The sequence below is a fragment of the Herbaspirillum sp. LeCh32-8 genome (assembly GCF_017814915.1).
GTDB lineage: Bacteria > Pseudomonadota > Gammaproteobacteria > Burkholderiales > Burkholderiaceae_D > Herbaspirillum.
In genome coordinates, this window is record NZ_JAGIPZ010000004.1 from 230,130 (window position 1) to 245,618 (window position 15,489).

Here is a 15,489-nt window from a genome sequence, read left to right on the forward strand (position 1 = left end):
AAGCCCCGATTCGCTCAACGACCGGCCACGAACACCGGCATCTGCTTGGGCTGGTTGCCGCCGGTGGCGCCCAGCGCCAGGAATTTGCGCGGATCTTGGGCCACGCCGCGGATGCGCACCTCGAAATGCAGGTGCGCGCCGGTCGAGCGGCCGGTCGAGCCGACGTCGGCCACGTGCTGGCCGCGCTTGACGATGTCGCCCACCTTCACGTACAGCTGCGAAGCGTGCGCGTAACGGGTGATGATGTTGTTGCCGTGGTCGATCTCCAGCATGTTGCCGAACTGATAATGATATTCGGAGGCGATCACCACGCCGGCGGCTGCGGCCACGATGCGGGTGCCGACCGGCGCCGGGAAGTCGAGGCCTTCGTGGAAGGCGTTGTGACCGGTGAAGGGATCGAGGCGCCAGCCGAAACTCGACGAATTGTAGGCAACATTGACCGGCTGATTGGTCGGCAGCAGGCGCGACTTGATCTTGTCGCCCATCAGGGTGGATTCGACCGCGTTGAGGTAATCGGTGCGATGACCGGCGTCCTGCGCCAGCGAGTCGAGCATGCGGCGCAGCTCGTCCATGCCGACCTCGCGGCCGGGGCCGGCGCGGCTGGATTGCTCGGCGCCGCCGCGTCCGGGCAGCTCCTTGAAGTTGAATTCCTCGGGACGGATGCCGGCCAGGCCTTGGACGCGCTCGCCCAGCGCATCCAGGCGCATCATCTGGGCCTGCATCTCGCCGACCTTCACGGCCATCATGGCCAGGTTTTCCTTGAGGTATTTTTCCTTGCGGTCGTCTTCCTGCTGGCTCATGGACATGGCCAGCTTGCGGAACATGGGCGAGGCGTCGGCATCGGCGGCGTGACGCAGCACCAGCCAGCACACCAGCGCGGAGCAGGCGGCGACGGTCACCGCCATGAGGAGAAACAGCGCCATCAGGTGCTTCGAACCCAGCGTGACGGATCGCGCCTTGGTGAAACGGGGGTGCAGCAGGATAATTTGCATCTTTGCTCCTTAGGATCCGTCATCCGGCGGCGCGGCCGCACAAACGCATCCCTAGACTCCAGCCGCCTGACAGGCGGATGTGATAAGGTTTAAAGATGAAGTACGCATCCACTTTCACCCCTTATCGACCGGCCCCCACGAGCGCTCAACGCATGGCGAAGAGCACGAAGGGAGCCTCGGATTTTTTGCGGTCGAATTCGACGATGGCGGCGCTGTTGCCCGCCCTCTCGCGCATGGCCACGCTGCAAAAGGCAGTAGCGGCCGGCTTGCCCGCGATGTTCACCGCGTGCGAGATATTGAATTTCGAAGCTGGCGTACTGGTGATGAGTTCGCCCAATGCGGCATTGGCGGCCCGACTCAAACAACAGCTCCCCAAGCTGCAAGACCGCCTGCAAAATGATGGATGGCAGGTTAATTCAATCCGTATCAAAGTGCAAGTTGGCAAGATTGCTCCGCCGCCAACGCCCAAGCGGGTGGTCGAACTGACGGACAATGCATTGACGTCCTTTGCCGAGCTCAGCAGTTCGCTGTCGACCGACCCGCGCAGCCAGGGCCTGAAGGATGCCATCGACGCCATGATACGGCGTCGCCAGGCGCGCGCATAAGCCGAACAGGGAAAGGAAAGCGGGTTTATTTCCCTCGAGCAATCCGATGCGCGTGCAATCTTGTAAAAGATTTACGCCGCCGAATTCCCGTCCCGATACAAGGACACAAAGACAAACGCCCCGGCATGCCGGGGCGTTTTGCATTGCACGGTAAAGCGGGCGCGGGTCAGTTCAGCGCCCACTCCTGCTTGGCCTGCATCACATAGGTCTGCGGCGCGGTATCCAGCGAGTCGAAGGTGACGATCTCGTAGGCGTCCGGGTTGTTGAGCAACTCGCGCAGCAGCAGGTTGTTCAGGCCGTGGCCGGACTTGTGCGCGTCGTAGCTAGCCAAGAGCGGATGGCCGATGATATAGAGGTCGCCGATGGCGTCCAGGATCTTGTGGCGCACGAACTCGTTGTCGTAGCGCAGGCCGTCGGCGTTCAGGATGCGGTACTCGTCCATCACGATCGCGTTCTCGAACGAGCCGCCGCGCGCCAGGCCCATGCCGCGCAGGGTTTCCACGTCCTGCATGAAGCCGAAGGTGCGCGCGCGGGCGATTTCCTTGACGTAGGAGTCGATGCCGAAGTCGACCTCGGCCACCTGGCCGGTGCCGTCCACCGCGGGGTGGTTGAATTCGATGAAGAACTTCAGGCGGAAGCCGTTGTACGGCTCCAGGCGCGCCCATTTTTCCTTGTCGCCGGTGCCTTCGCGCACTTCCACGGGCTTTTTCACGCGGATGAATTTCTTGGCGGCGTTCTGCTCTTGCAAGCCGGCCTGCTGCAGCAGGAACACGAAGGAGGACGCCGAACCGTCCATGATCGGAATTTCTTCCGCGGTCAGGTCGATGTAGAGGTTGTCGATACCGAGGCCGGCGCAGGCCGACAGCAGATGCTCGACGGTGGAGACCTTGGCGCCGTCCTTGGTCAGGGTCGATGCCATGCGGGTATCGCCCACGCCGGTGGCCACCATCGGCAGCTCGACCACCGGGTCGAGGTCGATGCGGCGGAAGATGATGCCGGTGTCCGGCGCAGCCGGACGCAGGGTCAGCTCGACCTTGGTGCCGGAATGCAGACCGACGCCGGTGGACTTGACCAGATTCTTGATTGTGCGCTGTTTCAACATCCCTGCATTATAGCCAAGCCATGGGCGCCAAGCCTGCGGGGTGTTGCAAATCTGAGGCGTGCGTCACCGGAGTTGCCGCGGTGACAATGATTGAATTAAACGGTGCCGTCGGGGCACAAAACGACACTGGATCCCGGCCTGCGCCGGAACGACAGCGGGGAGGCGGCCGACATTCGTCGGTTCAAGCATCTCCCTCCTGTCGTCCTGACGAAGGTCAGGACCCAGCATCGTTCAACGCAACGTGAACCGAATCAGATCTGGCCCAGCAGCGTTTCGGCGTTCGAGACTTCGAACTTGCCCGGCTCTTCCAGGTTCAGCTGCTTGACCACGCCGTCTTCCACCAGCATGGAGTAACGCTGCGAACGGATGCCCATGCCCTTGGCGGTCAGGTCGAATTCCATGCCCAGCGCCTTGGTCAGCGCGGCGCTGCCGTCTGCCAGCATGCGCACGACGCCGGTAGCCTTCTGCTCACGGCCCCAGGCGCCCATGACGAAGGCGTCGTTGACCGACAGGCACCAGATCTCATCCACGCCCTTGGCCTTGAACTGCGCGGCCGCAGCGATGTAGCCCGGCACGTGCTTGGCAGAACAGGTCGGGGTGAAGGCGCCGGGCAGCGCGAACAGGGCGATCTTCTTGCCCTTGACCAGGTCGGACACCTTGAAGGCGTTCGGACCCAGGCTGCAGCCTTCGGTTTCGGTCTCGATGAATTCGGTCAGGGTGCCTTCCGGCAGGCGATCGCCGATCTTGATGGTCATGGTGTTTCCTCGTCTGGTTGTGTCTGTTTGTGTTGGTCGGCGGCTTCGGCGGCGACGCCGGAAAAACCAACGCCGCGCACGAGGCGCGGCGTTAGTATGCCCTGTTCTTTCCCGTCGCGCCGAATTGCTGGAAATCGGACAAGCCGACGCGGCGGGAAAGAGATCGGTGCGGGATCAGCCTGCGATCAGTCGGCCTGCTTGCGCAGGAATGCCGGGATGTCGTAGGTTTCCATGCCGTTCTTTTCCAGCGCGCGCACGGTGTCGGAAGCCGACTCGCGACGCCACACCGCCGGCGCCTTCAGGCCGCCGAAAGCGGCAGCCGGTTGCGCCACGCCTTGCATCACGGTGCCGGTGGCGGCCATGATCGGCTCGTTGTGGGTACCGGTACGCATCACCGGTGTCTGTACCAGCTGCACGGTCTTGCGTGCGCGGCCCAGGCCGGTGGCCACCACGGTGACGCGGATCTCGTCGCCCATGGTGTCGTCGTAGGCGATGCCCTGGGCGATGGACGCGTCAGGAGCGGCGAAGGCGCGCACGGTCGCCATCACTTCCTTGATTTCCTTACCCTTCAGGCTGCGCGAAGCGGTCACGTTGACCAGCACGCCACGCGCGCCGGACAGGTCGATGCCGTCCAGCAGCGGCGAGGCCACGGCCTGCTCGGCCGCCACGCGCGCGCGGTCGACGCCGGAAGCGGTCGCGGTGCCCATCATGGCCTTGCCCTGCTCGCCCATGATGGTCTTGACGTCGTTGAAGTCGACGTTGATATGGCCCGGCACGTTGATGATCTCGGCGATACCGGCGACGGCGTTGTTGAGCACGTCGTCAGCGTGGGACAGCCACTCGATCATGCTGTCGTCTTCGTAGATCTCTTCCAGCTTCTCGTTGAGGATGATGATCAGGGAATCGACGTGCTGCGACAGCTCTTCCAGGCCGGCGTCGGCGATGTCCATGCACTTCTGGCCTTCGTAGGAGAACGGCTTGGACACCACGGCCACGGTCAGCGCGCCCTGCTGCTTGGCGACCTGCGCCACCACGGGAGCAGCACCGGTGCCGGTGCCGCCGCCCATGCCGGCAGCGATGAAGACCATGTGCGCGCCGCGCAGCGAGTCTTCGATGCGCGAGCGGGTTTCTTCGGCCAGGCGACGGCCGACTTCCGGCTGCATGCCTGCGCCCAGGCCGGTCTCGCCGATCTGGATGACGTTATGCGCGCGCGACTGCTTCAGCGCTTGCGCATCGGTGTTGGCGGCGATGAATTCGACGCCGGACACACCCTTGTTGATCATATGCTGCACAGCGTTGCCGCCGGCGCCGCCAACGCCGACGACCTTGATGATCGTACCGAGCGTCGCATTGTCGACCATATCGATTTCCATGATGACTCCTTTAAATATATGTATCCGCAGCTGGCAGTTGATAGGCATCACGCGGTGTGACGACTAGCAACTGATCACTGCCTGACTATCCAATAAATGAATGCTGATGAGTGCTGCCTGATACTGCAATTCCAAAAAACCGATCCTGCCAATTACTTGCCCATACCGCCGAATACCGTCCGAACAACGTTACCGCCATGAAACACAAACTCCCAGAACCGTACCGCCGTTGACTTCTTTACCGCCAAAACTTTTACATCCTGATGCACTCGCCGCTACGCCGCGTTGAAACCGCCGCTCAGAAATTGCCGAGGAACCATTCCTTCATGCGCTGCCAGACCGCCTTTACCGAGCCTTCCTGGCGCGTCACGATGTAGCCGCGCAGGTATTGCTTCTTGGCTTCCTGCAGCAGACCCAGCACAGTCGAGTAGCGCGGGCTGCGCACCACGTCGGCCAGCTGGCCGCTGTACTCCGGCGTGCCCAGGCGCGCCGGCTTGAGGAAGATGTCTTCGGCCAGCTCGGTCATGCCCGGCATCAGCGCCGAACCGCCGGTGAGCACGATGCCCGAGGACAGCACTTCTTCGTAGCCCGACTCGCGCACCACCTGGTGCACCAGCGCAAACAGCTCTTCCACGCGCGGCTCGATCACCGCCGCCAGCGCCTGGCGCGACAAGGTGCGCGGATTGCGGTCGCCCAGGCCGGGGACTTCCAGCGTCTCGGTCGGGTCGGCCAGAATCTGCTTGGCCACGCCGTAGCGCAGTTTGATTTCTTCCGCTTCCAGCGTCGGCGTACGCAGCGCCATCGCGATGTCGTTGGTGATCTGGTCGCCGGCGATGGGGATCACCGCGGTGTGGCGGATCGCGCCTTCGGTGAACACCGCCACGTCGGTGGTGCCGCCGCCGATGTCGACCAGCACCACGCCCAGTTCGCGCTCGTCGGTGGTCAGCACGGCGTCGGCCGAGGCCATCGGCTGCAGGATCAGGTCCGACACTTCCAGGCCGCAGCGACGCACGCACTTGACGATGTTCTGCACGGCCGAGACCGCGCCGGTCACGATATGCACTTTGACTTCCAGGCGGATGCCGCTCATGCCGATGGGCTCGCGCACGTCTTCCTGGTTGTCGACGATGAATTCCTGCGGGACCGTGTGCAGCAGCTGCTGGTCGGTCGGAATGTTGACGGCCTTGGCGGTTTCGATCACGCGCGAGACGTCGGCCGCCGTCACTTCCTTGTCCTTGATCGCCACCATGCCGCTCGAATTGAAGCTGCGGATATGGCTGCCGGCAATGCCGGTATAGACGTTTCTGATCTTGCAGTCGGCCATTAGTTCGGCCTCTTCGAGCGCGCGCTGGATGGATTCGACAGTGGCCTCGATATTGACCACCACGCCCTTCTTGAGCCCCTTGGATTCGGACTGCCCCAGGCCGATCACTTCATGGCGGCCGTCAGCCAGCACCTCGGCCACCACCGCCACCACCTTGGAGGTGCCGATGTCGAGACCGACGATCAGATTTTTTGCGTCTTTTGTCATATCGTTGTCGCTTATTTCTTCTTTCCGTTCAATGCCGCCAGCACCATTCCATCCGCCTTGAGCGCCATCCCGTTGGGGTAACGCATGTCGACGCTCTCGATCTTGCCCTGCAATCTTTCCATCAGCTGCGGATACACCGCCACCAGCCGATCAATTCTTTCCTTCAATACCGCGTCGCCCAGGTCGCGACCCAGTTCGACCGTCATGCCGTTGTCCAGCTTCACCGTCCAGGCGTAGCGGTTGGACAGCACCAGCGACTCCGGCTCCAGCTTCAGCGGCGCGAACCACTGGCGGAACTGCGCCAGCCGCGTCACCACCTGCTTCTCGCTGCCCTCGGGGCCGTCGAACTCCAGCAGGTCGCCGTCATCCTCGGCCTCGGCCAGGTTGGCGGTGAACACATCACCCTTCTGCGACAGCAACTTGCCGTCTTCGCCCCAGGTGCCCAGGGCCTTGTGTTCCTCGATCTTCACCACCAGCCGGTCCGGCCACTCGCGCCGCACCATCGCACGGCGCACCCACGGCACCGCCTCGAAGGCCGCGCGCACCGCCGACAAGTCGGTGGTGAAGAAATTGCCATGGATGCGCGGCACCGCCGTGGCCCGCACCGTCAGCGCATTGACCTTTTCCAGCGGCAATTCGCTGGCGCTTTCAATGCGTATCGTGTGCAGCGTAAACATCGGCCGCTGCGCCACCCACCACAAACCCGATGCCACCAGGGCCAGCAGCACCAGCGCAAGCAGCGCGCTGCTGACCGCGTTAAGCATCTTGACGTCTTGCCACATTCCTTCGCGAGCTCCCCTGCCGCCTTAAGGTTGAGACGCTTGCGGCGTCCAATCCTTGGAGGGCGTCATGTCGAGCGCCGCCAGCTGCAGGATTTCGCAGCACAACTCTTCGTAGCTCATCCCCTCCGCCTTGGCCGCCATAGGCACCAGCGAATGACCGGTCATGCCGGGCGAGGTATTGATTTCCAGCAAATAAGGTTCAGCCTTGCCGTCCTGCTCGCGCAGCATGAAGTCGACACGGCTCCAGCCGCGGCAACCCAGCGCGTTGAACGCCTGCACTGCCAGTTCCTGCAGGCGCCGGGTCAGCTGCTCGTCGAGCGGGGCCGGGCACAGGTACTTGGTGTCGTCGGTGAAATACTTGTTCTGGTAGTCGTAATTGCCTTCCGGCGCACGGATCTCGATCACCGGCAGGGCGCGCGCATTGCGACCGCTACCCAGTACCGGCACCGTCAGCTCGCGGCCGCGGATGAATTCCTCGGCCAGCACCACGTCGTCGTACTTGGCGCACAGGTCGAACCCGGCCTGCACATCCGAATAACCGTTGACCTTGGCGATGCCGATGGTCGAGCCCTCATGCGGCGCCTTCAGCATCAGCGGCAGGCCCAGCTCGTCGGGCACGACGCGCAGCTGCTCGCGCGTGGTGGCCTTGGCGTCCAGCACCGCAAAACGCGGCGTCGGCAAGCCATGCGCCAGCCAGATGCGCTTGGTCATGATCTTGTCCATGGCGATCGACGACGCCATCACGCCGGGGCCGGTGTAGGGCAGGCCCATCTGCTCCAGCGCGCCCTGCAGCGTGCCGTCTTCACCATAGCGGCCGTGCAGCGCGATGAACACGCGGTCAAACTTCTGCGCCTGCAGCTCGCCCAGCGTGTGTTGCGCCGGATCGAACGGATGGGCGTCGACGCCCTTGCTGCGCAATGCCTGCAGCACGCCGGTGCCGGACATGTTGGACACTTCGCGCTCGGCCGAGCGGCCGCCGTAGAGCACGCCGACGCGGCCGAATGCCTTGATCTGTTCCTGGCTGATCATGCGGCCCCCTGTTCGCTCTTTTCGCTGGCCTGCGCCGTCAGGCGGCCAGGCACGCCGGAGATCGATCCGGCGCCCATGGTCATCACCACGTCGCCGTCGCGCACCACGTTGCGGATGGTCTCGGGCATGTCGACGATATCGTCCACGAACACCGGCTCAACCTTGCCGGCCGCGCGCAGCGCGTGCGCCAGCGAACGGCCGTCGGCCGCCACGATGGGCGACTCGCCGGCGGAATACACCTCGCCCAGCACCAGCACGTCGGTTTGCGAGAGCACCTTGACGAAGTCCTCGAACAGGTCGCGCGTGCGGGTGTAGCGGTGCGGCTGGAACGCAAGCACCAGGCGGCGGCCCGGATAGGCGCCGCGCGCGGCCGAAATGGTGGCCGCGGTCTCAACCGGGTGGTGGCCGTAGTCGTCGACCAGCGTGAAATGGCCGGCCGGCTTGCCGTCGGCATCGAACAGCGGCACCTCGCCATAGCGGGTGAAGCGGCGGCCGACGCCGTTGAATTCGGTCAGCGCCTTCTGGGTAGCGGCGTCGTCCACGTCGAGCTCACGCGCGATCGCAATCGCGGCGCAGGCGTTTTGCACGTTGTGCATGCCGGGCTGGTTCAGGCTCACCTGCATCGGCGCGTAGCCTTCCTGGATCACGGTGAACTCCATCTTGCCATCGACCGCCTTGGCGTCCACCGCGCGCACTTCGGCGTCTTCGTGGAAACCGTAGGTAAGGATGGGCTTGGACACCATCGGCATGATCTCGCGCACGTGCGGATCGTCCAGGCACAGCACCGCCACGCCGTAGAACGGCAGGCGCTGGGTAAACTCGACGAAGGCCTGCTTCAGGCGCGCGAAGTCATGGTTGTAGGTCTCCATGTGGTCGGCGTCGATGTTGGTGATCACCTCGATCACCGGCGTCAGGTTCAGGAAGGACGCGTCTGATTCGTCGGCCTCGGCCACGATGAATTCGCCGGTGCCCAGCTTGGCGTTGGCGCCGGCTGACGTCAGTCGGCCGCCGATCACGAAGGTCGGATCCAGTCCGCCTTGGGCCAGCACGCTGGCCACCAGCGAGGTGGTGGTGGTCTTGCCGTGGGTGCCGGCAATGGCGATGCCCTTCTTCAGGCGCATCAGCTCGCCCAACATCACCGCGCGCGGCACGATGGGGATATGTTTCTTGCGCGCTGCCAGCACCTCGGGGTTGTCGCCCTTGACAGCGGTGGAGGTGACGATGGCGTCGGCGCCGTCGATGTTCTCGGCCGCGTGGCCGTAGCGGATGCAGGCGCCCAGCTGCGCCAGGCGTTGGGTCGCGGCGTTGCTGCCCAGGTCCGAGCCGGACACGCCGTAGCCCAGGTTGAGCATGACCTCGGCGATGCCGCTCATTCCTGAGCCGCCGATGCCTACGAAATGGATATTTTTGACTCTATGTTTCATGTTCTTTACTCGCTGGCGGACCGGCTTCGCCCAAAACTAAAAAGCGCCGCGCGACCGCGCGGCTCAGCGCCGATGCCTACAAAGTGAATGTTCTTGACGCGATGCTTCATGGTGTTACCAGTCCTTCCAGCACGCGCGCGATCGCCTCATTGGCGTCGCGCCGGCCTTGTTCGTATGCCGCCTGCGCCATCTCCTGGCATGCAGCGCGGTCCATTGTCTGCAGCAAACCCGCCAGCGCTTCGGCAGTGAGTTCGCGTTGCGGCAGATGAATCGCTGCGCGCTTGTCTGCCATCCATTTTGCGTTGTCGATCTGGTGCGAGGTGGTCGACACCGCCAGCGGCACCAGCACGCTCGCCACGCCGGCGGCGGTCAACTCGGACACCGTAATGGCGCCGGCGCGGCAGATCACCAGATCGGCCTCGGCGTAGCGGCGCGGCATGTCGTCGATGAAATCCACCACCTCGGCCTGCACGCCGGCTTGCGCGTACGAGGCGCGCAAGGCTTCGATGTGCTGCTTGCCCGACTGGTGCGTGACCAGCGGGCGCAGCTCCGGCGCCAGCCTGGCCAGCGCCGCCGGAACGTTGTCGTTCAATACCTTGGCGCCCAGGCTGCCGCCCACCACCAGGATCCGCAACGGGCCGCTGCGGCCTGCATAGCGCTGCGCCGGCAGCGGCAACGCCACAATTTCCTTGCGTACGGGGTTGCCGGTGACCTCGGCCTTGCCGGCGGCACGGCCGAAATCGGCCGGGAAACCGAACAGCACGCGGTCGGCCAGCGGCGTCAGGGTCTTGTTCGACAGCAGCAGCGCGGCGTCGGCGTTGACCAGCACCAGCGGCTTGCCGCGCAGGCGCGCCATGGCGCCGCCCGGCACCGTCACATAGCCGCCCATGCCCAGCACTACGTCCGGACGGCGGCGGCCGAGGATGGCGAAGCAGGTCAGGAAACTCGCCGCCATGCGGAACACGCCCTTGACCGTATGCATCAGGCCCTTGCCGCGCAGGCCGGCGAAGACGATGGTGTCCATTTCCACGCCATGGCGCGGAACCAGATCGCGCTCCATGCCGTGCGAAGTGCCCAGCCAGCTCACCTGCCAGCCGCGCGCACGCATGGTGTCGGCAATCGCCAGGCCGGGGAAGATATGGCCGCCGGTGCCGGCCGCCATGATCAGCAATTTGCGGGAGGCGCTCATAGCCGCCCTCCCCGCATCAGCACGCGGTTCTCGTAATCGATGCGCAGCAGGATCGCCAGGCCGACGCAATTGAGCAGCACACCGGAGCCGCCGTAGCTCATCAGCGGCAGCGTCAGGCCCTTGGTCGGCAGCAGGCCCAGGTTCACGCCCATGTTGATGAAGGCCTGCACGCCCAGCCAGATACCGATGCCCTTGGCCACCAGGCCGGCAAAGGTCAGGTCCAGTGCGATGGCCTGGCGGCCGATCTCGAAGGCGTGCTTGACCAGCCAGTAGAACAACAGCACCACCACCAGCACGCCGACGAAACCCAGCTCCTCGCCGATCACCGCCAGCAGGAAGTCGGTGTGCGCCTCCGGCAGGTAATGCAATTTCTCCACGCTGCTGCCCAGGCCCACGCCGAACAGTTCGCCGCGACCGAAGGCGATCAGCGAGTGCGACAACTGGTAGGCCTTGCCCAGCGCGTTTTCTTCTTCCCACGGGTTCAGGTAGGCGAAGATGCGCTCGCGCCGCCACGGCGACATCACGATCACCAGGGTGAACACGCCGCCCAGCATGGCGCTGATGCCGCCGAACCAGATCCCGTTGATGCCGCCCAGGAACAGGATGCCCATGGCGATGCAGACGATCACGCCGAACGCGCCCAGGTCGGGCTCCAGCAGCAGCAGCAGGCCGACCAGGCCGACTGCGGCCGCCATCGGCGCGAAGCCCTTGATCAGCTTGTGCATCACCGCCTGCTTGCGCACCGTGTAGTCCGCCGCGTACAGCACAATGAACAACTTCATCAGCTCGGACGGCTGCAGGTTGATGATCTTCAGCGACAGCCAGCGCTTGGCGCCGTTGACGCCCTTGCCCACCCCGGGAATCAGCACCATCAGCAGCAGGATCAGCGTGATGGCGAACAGGTAGGGCGCCCACTTCTGCCAGGTCTCAATCTTCACGCGGAAGGCCAGCGCGCCGGCGATGATGGACAGCACAATGAAGATCGCCTGGCGGGTCAGGAAGTGATAGTTCGAGTAGGACGCATACTTGGGCGAATCGGGCAGGGCCACCGAGGCCGAGTACACCATCACCATGCCGAACAGCATCAACAGCAGCACCACCCAGATCAGTGGCTGGTCGTACTCCATCATGCGCGAGCGCTGCTCAAAGCCGACACTGCCGCCACGGTTGCCCATGCCGCCGGCAAGGCGACCGGCCGCGGCCGGGGCGGCGTCTTTCACGCTGCCCAGCAATCCACGCAGTGACGACAGTCCGAGCTTCATGCGATCACCTCGCCGCGCGACAGCGCCAGCTCACGCACCGAGTCCACGAACACTTCGGCCCGGTGCGCATAGTTGCGGAACATGTCCAGGCTGGCGCACGCCGGCGAGAGCAGGACGATCTCGCCCGCACGCGCCATGTCGCCGGCCTTCTGCACAGCCTCTTCCAGCGTCGCGCAGTCGATCAGCTCGACGCCGGTATCGGCCAGCGCGGCGCGGATGGCCGGGCCGTCGCGACCGATCAGGAACACTGCGCGGCCGTACTTGCTGACCGGCAGCGCCAGCGGCGAAAAATCCTGCCCCTTGCCGTCGCCGCCGGCGATCAGCAGGATGCGATTGGGGCGACCGCCCAGGCCCAGGCCGTTCAAGGCCGCCACGGTGGCGCCGACGTTGGTGCCCTTGCTGTCGTCGTAGTAATCCACGTCCTGCACCACGCCCACCAGCTCCACGCGATGCGGCTCGCCGGTGTAGTCACGCAGGCCATGCAGCAGTGGCGCCATCGGCAGGTCGACCGCGCGGCACAGCGCCAGCGCGGCCAGCGCGTTCATGGCGTTATGGGCGCCGCGGATCTTCAGGGCGTCGGCCGGCATCAGACGTTTGACGGTGACCGGTGGCGGCGCCAGCTCCTTTTGCTTGCGGCGGCGTTTGCCTTCCGGCTGCTCGTCGTCTTCATGCACGAAGGCGTTGGCCAGCCACAGCATGCCGTTGTCGTTGACCAGGCCGAAGCTGTCCGGCACGCTCGGCTCGTCCAGGCCGAACGAGGACTGCGGCGCGGCCGCCGACGCCATCGCCATCACGGTGGCGTCGTCGCGATTGAGCACGCGCACGGTCTTTTCACCGAAGATGCGCGCCTTGTCGGCGGCATAGGCGTCCATGCTGCCGTGCCAGTCCAGGTGGTCCTGGGTGACGTTCAACACGGTGGCGGCGTCGGCCTGCAGGCTGTGCGTGGTGTGCAGCTGGAAGCTCGACAGCTCCAGCACCCAGGCCTGCGGCATCGAGCCGCGATAGACCGGCTCCGGCGGCGGAGGCGGCGGCACGGCGGCCAGCGCATCCTCTTCGGCGGTGCGCGAGACTTCCATGAAATCGCCCAGGTTCAGCACTTCGGCCGGGGCTGCCGACATTTCGGCAGCGGGCGCTTCCAGTTCATTGCCGGCGACGTCGGTCTGCAGGCCGGCGTCGGTGGATTCGTCGGCGTTGGCGGCTTCGGCCGGCACATGCGCGACGCCTTCAGTGATTTCGTGCGCGACGGTGACGTGCTGCTCCTGTACAGCGGGTTGTTCGGACTGTTCAGCGTGGACCTGCGACTGATCCTGCGCTTGCCCGGCAGGCGCGCCTTCAGTCTCGACAGCGATAGCGGATTCGGCCTCGACCGGCTGCGCCGACGCGGCTTCCTGTGCCGCCGATTCCTGCTGGTCCTGAGGCTGCGGCGCCTCGACAATCTGCTCGTCATTGGCTGCCGGCAATTCGGCTTCCGGCACCGGCACGGCAATCGCCATGGCTTCCTCGATGCGGGCGGCGGCGCGCTTGTGGCGTGCCTCTTCGGCCGCTTGTTGTTCCGCCAGCTCGGCCTGGCGCGCGGCTTCGGCCTCAGCCTCGGCTTGCGCCTGGGCGGCGGCGAGGGCGTCCTGCTCGGCCAGTTCGGCGAGGAACACCTTGTCCTTGATCAGCGCCTCGCGCAGCACGTCCAGCGCGGCCGGGCTGATGTTGCCGGCCACCTTGACCGACAGGCCGGCGCGTTGGCACAGCTGGCCGGTCAGGCTGGTCACGGTGGTCTTGCCGTTGGTGCCGGTGATGGCCAATACCTTGGGCTTGTACAGCGTTTCTTCGCGCAGCGCAGCCAGCGCCTGGGCGAACAGTTCGATCTCGCCCCACAGCGGCAGGCCGCGTTCGGCGATGGCCGGCATCAACGGCGCCAGCTCGCCCTCGGGCGCCAGGCCCGGGCTGACCGCGACGAAATCGATGCCATCGAGCAAAGCCGGCGCCAGCGCCTGGCCCAGCACGGTCTGCGCTTCGGGCGCGTCGGCGCGCAAGGCGGCCAGGCGCTCGGACAGCGCCTGTTCGCCACGCGTATCGGCCACGCGCACGCCGGCGCCGCAGTAGACCAGCCACCGCGCCATTGCCAGGCCGGACTCGCCGAGTCCGAGCACCAGAACGTGTTTGCCCGAGTAATTCATTCGTTAAAGCTCACTTCCAAAACTTCCGATTCAACCAACCGCCAAGGGCGCCGCCTTGCATCGTTCGCGAGGGGCGCCGTGTTTTTCATCCGCTGTATCTGCCTCAGCGCAGCTTCAGCGTCGACAAGCCCACCAGCACCAGCATCATGGTGATGATCCAGAACCGCACCACCACCTGTGTTTCCTTCCAGCCCTTCTGTTCATAGTGATGGTGCAGCGGCGCCATCAGCAGAACGCGGCGGCCGGTGCCGAAGCGCTTCTTCGTGTACTTGAAATAGGCCACCTGGATCATCACCGAGAGCGTCTCCACCACGAAGATGCCGCCCATGATGAACAGCACGATCTCCTGGCGCACGATCACGGCGATGGTGCCCAGCGCGCCGCCCAGCGCCAGCGCGCCGACGTCGCCCATGAACACCTGCGCCGGATAGGCGTTGTACCAGAGGAAAGCCAGGCCCGCGCCGCCCATGGCGCCGCAGAAGATCAACAGCTCGCCGGCGCCGGGAATGTGCGGGATGAACAGGTATTTGGCGTAGTTGGCGCTGCCGGTCAGGTAGGCGAACAGGCCCAGCGCGGCGCCCACCAGCACGGTCGGCATGATGGCCAGTCCGTCCAGGCCGTCGGTCAGGTTGACCGCGTTGCTGGTGCCGACGATGACGAAATAGGTCAGCGCGATGAAGCCCCACACGCCCAGCGGATAGCTGACGCTCTTGAAGAACGGCACGATCAGGTCGGCCTTGGGCGGCAGGTCGAGGCTGAAGCCGGACTGCACCCAAGCGACGAACAGGTCGATCACCTTCATGTTGCTCACCTCGGACACCGAGAACGCCAGGTAGACCGCAGCCACCAGGCCGATCAGCGATTGCCAGAAATACTTTTCGCGCGAACGCATGCCCTGCGGATCGCGATAGACCACCTTGCGGTAATCGTCGACCCAGCCGATGGCGCCGAAGCCCAGCGTCACGATCAGCACGATCCAGACGAAACGGTTGGAGAGATCGGCCCACAGCAGGGTCGAAATGCCGATGCCGATCAGGATCAGCACGCCGCCCATGGTGGGGGTGCCGGATTTGATCAGGTGGGTCTGGGGACCGTCGGTGCGCACCGCCTGGCCGACCTTCATGCGCGTCAACATGCGGATCACGGCCGGACCGGCGATCATGCCGATCAGCAGCGCCGTCAGCGTGGCGAACACCGCGCGGAAGGTGATGAAGCTGAACAGGCGCAGGAAACCGAAGTCCTGTTGGAAATTCTGAGCGAGCCAGAGCAGCATG

At 64.9% G+C, this 15,489-nt stretch carries 13 protein-coding genes; 1 reads left to right on the forward strand and 12 read right to left on the reverse strand.

All coding sequences use genetic code 11. The features are described from left to right. Window positions 1–14: 14 nt before the first annotated feature. Complete coding sequence (locus J8I26_RS10350) at window positions 15–992, reverse strand: M23 family metallopeptidase (protein WP_209606806.1); 978 nt, start codon at window positions 990–992, stop codon at window positions 15–17. Between the two features lie 95 nt (window positions 993–1,087). On the opposite strand from J8I26_RS10350, the gene J8I26_RS10355 reads away from it, so the two are divergent. Continuing rightward, a complete protein-coding gene (locus tag J8I26_RS10355; protein ID WP_209606807.1) occupies window positions 1,088–1,597 on the forward strand; it encodes a DciA family protein in 510 nt (169 codons plus the stop codon). A gap of 166 nt (window positions 1,598–1,763) precedes the next feature. Here the strand turns inward: J8I26_RS10355 and lpxC are convergent, their stop codons facing one another. From lpxC to mraY, 11 genes are all read right to left on the reverse strand, one after another. Continuing rightward, complete coding sequence (lpxC, locus tag J8I26_RS10360) at window positions 1,764–2,699, reverse strand: UDP-3-O-acyl-N-acetylglucosamine deacetylase (RefSeq protein ID WP_209606809.1); 936 nt, start codon at window positions 2,697–2,699, stop codon at window positions 1,764–1,766. A gap of 251 nt (window positions 2,700–2,950) precedes the next feature. Next, a complete protein-coding gene (locus J8I26_RS10365) occupies window positions 2,951–3,454 on the reverse strand; it encodes a peroxiredoxin (protein ID WP_209606811.1) in 504 nt (167 codons plus the stop codon). Window positions 3,455–3,639: 185 nt separating this feature from the next. Then, window positions 3,640–4,827: a cell division protein FtsZ gene (gene ftsZ, locus J8I26_RS10370; protein WP_209606813.1), complete on the reverse strand. Its 1,188-nt coding sequence runs from the start codon at window positions 4,825–4,827 to the stop codon at window positions 3,640–3,642. 298 nt (window positions 4,828–5,125) lie between these two features. After that, window positions 5,126–6,358 carry a cell division protein FtsA gene (gene ftsA, locus J8I26_RS10375; RefSeq protein WP_209606815.1) on the reverse strand — a complete coding sequence of 411 codons (1,233 nt, stop codon included), beginning with the start codon at window positions 6,356–6,358 and terminating at the stop codon, window positions 5,126–5,128. An 11-nt stretch (window positions 6,359–6,369) separates the two neighbouring features. Continuing rightward, window positions 6,370–7,140 carry a cell division protein FtsQ/DivIB gene (locus J8I26_RS10380; protein WP_209606818.1) on the reverse strand — a complete coding sequence of 257 codons (771 nt, stop codon included), beginning with the start codon at window positions 7,138–7,140 and terminating at the stop codon, window positions 6,370–6,372. Window positions 7,141–7,164: 24 nt separating this feature from the next. After that, on the reverse strand, window positions 7,165–8,169 hold the full coding sequence (locus J8I26_RS10385) for a D-alanine--D-alanine ligase (RefSeq protein ID WP_209606820.1): 1,005 nt from the start codon (window positions 8,167–8,169) through the stop codon (window positions 7,165–7,167). Continuing rightward, window positions 8,166–9,593, reverse strand: a complete 1,428-nt coding sequence (gene murC, locus J8I26_RS10390; RefSeq protein WP_209606822.1) for a UDP-N-acetylmuramate--L-alanine ligase — start codon at window positions 9,591–9,593, stop codon at window positions 8,166–8,168. The genes J8I26_RS10385 and murC overlap by 4 nt, the downstream gene beginning before the upstream one ends. 106 nt (window positions 9,594–9,699) lie before the next feature. Beyond that, on the reverse strand, window positions 9,700–10,782 hold the full coding sequence (murG, locus tag J8I26_RS10395; protein WP_209606824.1) for an undecaprenyldiphospho-muramoylpentapeptide beta-N-acetylglucosaminyltransferase: 1,083 nt from the start codon (window positions 10,780–10,782) through the stop codon (window positions 9,700–9,702). After that, a complete protein-coding gene (ftsW, locus tag J8I26_RS10400; RefSeq protein ID WP_245200261.1) occupies window positions 10,779–11,957 on the reverse strand; it encodes a putative lipid II flippase FtsW in 1,179 nt (392 codons plus the stop codon). The genes murG and ftsW overlap by 4 nt, the downstream gene beginning before the upstream one ends. A gap of 83 nt (window positions 11,958–12,040) precedes the next feature. Further along, window positions 12,041–14,215 (reverse strand): UDP-N-acetylmuramoyl-L-alanine--D-glutamate ligase, encoded by a 2,175-nt coding sequence (gene murD / locus J8I26_RS10405; protein WP_209606828.1) that lies wholly within the window; start codon window positions 14,213–14,215, stop codon window positions 12,041–12,043. A gap of 103 nt (window positions 14,216–14,318) precedes the next feature. Continuing rightward, the gene (gene mraY / locus J8I26_RS10410; protein ID WP_209606830.1) at window positions 14,319–15,488 is read right to left on the reverse strand and encodes a phospho-N-acetylmuramoyl-pentapeptide-transferase; all 1,170 of its coding nucleotides are present in this window, start codon (window positions 15,486–15,488) and stop codon (window positions 14,319–14,321) included. Window position 15,489 lies beyond the last annotated feature (1 nt).